Raw genomic sequence first — 3,587 nt, forward strand, 5'->3', positions numbered from 1 at the left:
TGAAATGATCTGACAACGATCACTCTTGATCTCTCCCCATACAAGTATTCCAGAGGCAGCAGTGATCGAACCGATAAGCCGCGGCGTACTGGATCCTCCGCATGCGCGGAGGATGACAGTGGTGTGTGCGGCGCTATTTCAGCGTCATTGCGAGCGCAGCGAAGCAATCCATTGTCACCTCATACGCCGAGAGATGGATTGCTTCGCTGCGCTCGCAATGACGCGAACTCGGTGTGGAGGAGCGACGCGCCCAACTCAGTCCCGCGCGATGATCTCGCGTTCGTCGCGATGTACGGTCTCGGTGTTGTCGAGATTGCCGGGCCGGCGGCGCATCAAAAATTTCGGGCGGCGGGCGCGGACCGCGTTGTGGCGGCGGCGGCGGGCGGCCGGTTCGCGATCGTCGTCTTCGGTCAGCAGCGGCAGCGCGAGGATCTCGCTCCACATCTGCCAGGCGGTGGCGATCTCCTCGTGGTCGGAGCTCACGCACAACGGAATATTGAGCGAGGGATCGCGATGCGCCATTACCAGCATCTGCGCCGCGTCGTCGAGGCCGCGCAGTGCGACGCCGAGAAAGTCGCTGACGCGGACATTGATCGCCATCCGCATGCCGAGGACGGCACGGTGCAGGATGACGCGTTCGCGGTGAAGTTCTACCCTGCGCACGCCGCCGTCGGCGCGGGTGTCGTGCGCATGAAAGCTGAGCGGCAGAGAAAGAGGGTCGAGCCGCATAGCGCGGCTCGACCCGGCGGGATGGATCCCGCTTGTTGCTGTTTGACGCCCCACGGCTCTCATCTCCCCGCCGGGATTATGTTCCCGGTCGATGCGTGAGACCTTAGCCGAGCAATTTCCGTTTCGCCTTAAAAAGCCTGGTTAAGGAGACCTCACCCGCCCTGGATCTCCCCGCATGATTGACAAGACCTTGGCGCGCATGATTGACGAGACCTTGCATAAATGCCGAAATTGTTTGGCATTTGGCGCCGCAAAATGCTTGAACTCCCTGTGAATCAGGCACATCTGATGGCCTTGTCGATTTGCGTTCCCGCTCCCTTCAATGTCAGGGATTTTGTTTGTGAACTCTTCACCATCCACGACGTCACCGCTTTCGAAATCGCCTGAGACCTCCGACCTGTTCGATCAATCGGCGCTCTCGACATTGGCGCAACGCCTGGTCGAGGCGGCCCGGCGCGCCGGCGCGGATGCCGCCGATGCGGTCGCGGTGCGCGGCGTCTCGCAGGGTGTCGAGGTGCGCGACGGCAAGGTCGAGGAGTCCGAGCGCTCGGAAGGCGACGACGTCGGGTTGCGGGTGCTTGTCGGGCAGCGCCAGGCGGTGGTCTCGACCAACGACATCTCCGGCGATGGCATCGCCAAGCTCGCCGAACGGGCGGTGGCGATGGCCCGCGTCGCGCCCGACGACAAATATGTCGGCCTCGCCGATCCCTCGCTGCTGGCGCGAGAGTTCGCCGATCTCGACCTGCTCGATCGCACCGTTCCCGCTACCGCCGAACTGGAGCGCCGCGCCTGCGCGGCGGAAGCCGCCGGGCTCGCGGTCAAGGGCGTGACCAAATCGGGCGGCGCGTCGGCCTCGAGCGGCATCGGTGGCATGGTGCTGGTGACCTCGACCGGCTTCCACGGCTGCTATCTGCGTTCCAGCCACGGCATCTCGATGACCGCGATCTCCGGTGAGGGCACCGGCATGGAGCGCGACTACGATTTCACCTCGGCGCCGCATGCGTCCGATCTCGAATCACCCGAAGCCGTCGGCCGCCGGGCAGGGGAGCGCACGGTGGCGCGCGCCAATCCGCGCAAGGTCGAAACCTGCAAGGTGCCGGTGGTGTATGACCCCCGGGTGTCGGCATCGCTGGTCGGCCATCTCGTCGGCGCCATCAACGGCGCCTCGATCGCGCGCAAGACCAGCTTTTTGAAAGACCGGATGGGCGAGCAATTGTTCGCCAGCAACATCCGCATCATCGACGATCCGCTTCGGGTGCGCGGCCTGCGCTCGCAGACCTTCGATGCCGAGGGCGTCAAGGTAAAGAAGCAGGCGCTGATCGACGAAGGCGTGCTGACCACATGGCTGCTCGATTGCGCCACTGCGCGCGAGCTCGGGCTGGTGACGACGGGGCACGCCCATCGCGGCGTCTCGTCCTCGCCATCGCCGGGATCGTACAATCTGCATCTCGAAGGCGGCGCGATGACCCCGAAAGAGCTGATCTCCGACATCAAGCAGGGCTTTTACGTCACCGACCTGATCGGCTCCGGCGTCAACGGCGTGACCGGCGATTACAGCCGCGGCGCCTCCGGCTTCTGGATCGAGAACGGCGAGATCACCTATCCCGTCAGCGAGGTGACCATCGCAGGCCATCTGCTGCCGATGTTCAAGTCGCTCGTTCCCGCCAACGACCTGGAATTCCGCTACGGCGTCAATGCGCCGACGCTGCGCATCGAGGGCCTGACGCTTGGCGGACGTTGATACCGCCGAGATGATCTGGACGCGCGATGCCGCGCTGTTGCGCGACACCGTGCGCGAGGCCGGCGCGCTGGCGCTGTCGCTGTTTCGCACCGACCTGAAGAACTGGACCAAGGGCGCCTCGTCGCCGGTCTCCGAAGCCGACATTGCCGTCAACGACCTCGTCGAGCGGCGGCTGCGCGCGGCGACGCCGGATTATGGCTGGCTCTCGGAAGAGAGCGTCGACGACGATTCCCGCCTGGGCAAGGAGCTGGTCTGGATCGTCGATCCGATCGACGGTACCCGCGCCTATCTCGCCGGCCGCGAAGACTGGTGCGTCAGTGTGGCGCTGGTTGCGGGCTCATCGCCGGTGCTGGCGGCGGTATTCGCGCCCGTCAGCGACGAATTCTTCTTCGCGATTCGTGGCAAGGGCACCACCCACAACGAAAGGCCGGTGCGCGCGAGCGCAGGCGCGGAGCTGGATTTTTCCCGCATGGCCGGGCCGAAGCCGCTGGTGCAGCGGCTGAGCACCTCGGTGGACGACATCACGCTGCATCCGCGAATCGGGTCTCTGGCGCTGCGGCTGTGCCGGGTCGCCGACGGCAGCCTGGATGCCGCTTTTGCAGGCGGCCAGAGCCGCGATTGGGATCTTGCCGCCGCGAATTTGATCGTGCAGGAAGCGAATGGTAGAATGACCGCGCTCTCGGGGGACGCGATCGAGTATAATCGCCGGGACGTGGTGCACGGGATTCTGGTGGCGGCGGGGTACGATCGGCATGCGCGTATTGTCGAGCATTTCCGGGATCACCGGTTGCCCTGATTAGGCCGAAATCCGTGTCACATATCCCGCTTGTCTCGCGATTGATCGTATCGCTCATGCTTGCCGGGCATTTCGTTAGGAAAGACCATCATGCCAGATAGTGCCCCGCAGCAATTGCTGCATCTTGTCATCGGCGGCGAGTTGACCAATCTCGAACACGTCACCTTCAAGGACCTCGACCAGGTCGACATCGTCGGCGTGTATCCCAATTACGCATCCGCTCTCGCGGCCTGGAAGGCGAAGGCGCAGCAGACCGTGGACAACGCCCACATGCGCTATTTCGTGGTTCACCTCCACCGGCTGCTCGATCCAGGTCAAGAC

The 3,587-nt window shown here is 64.2% G+C and carries 4 protein-coding genes; 3 read left to right on the plus strand and 1 reads right to left on the minus strand.

All coding sequences use genetic code 11. The features are described from left to right. Positions 1–255: 255 nt before the first annotated feature. Entirely contained in the window at positions 256–783 is a 528-nt protein-coding gene (locus V7E26_RS29635) for a DUF6101 family protein (RefSeq protein WP_324422935.1), read from the minus strand. 286 nt (positions 784–1,069) lie between these two features. On the opposite strand from V7E26_RS29635, the gene V7E26_RS29640 reads away from it, so the two are divergent. The 3 genes from V7E26_RS29640 to V7E26_RS29650 form a co-directional block, all read left to right on the plus strand. After that, on the plus strand, positions 1,070–2,470 hold the full coding sequence (locus tag V7E26_RS29640) for a TldD/PmbA family protein (RefSeq protein WP_324422936.1): 1,401 nt from the start codon (positions 1,070–1,072) through the stop codon (positions 2,468–2,470). Further along, positions 2,457–3,266: an inositol monophosphatase family protein gene (locus tag V7E26_RS29645; RefSeq protein ID WP_324422937.1), complete on the plus strand. Its 810-nt coding sequence runs from the start codon at positions 2,457–2,459 to the stop codon at positions 3,264–3,266. Before V7E26_RS29640 ends, V7E26_RS29645 begins: the two co-directional genes overlap by 14 nt. Positions 3,267–3,356: 90 nt before the next feature. Continuing rightward, the coding region (locus V7E26_RS29650) for a DUF4170 domain-containing protein (RefSeq protein ID WP_324422938.1) at positions 3,357–3,587 on the plus strand (231 nt) is incomplete at its 3' end.

This window comes from Bradyrhizobium sp., from assembly GCF_036735945.1.
Lineage (GTDB): Bacteria > Pseudomonadota > Alphaproteobacteria > Rhizobiales > Xanthobacteraceae > Bradyrhizobium.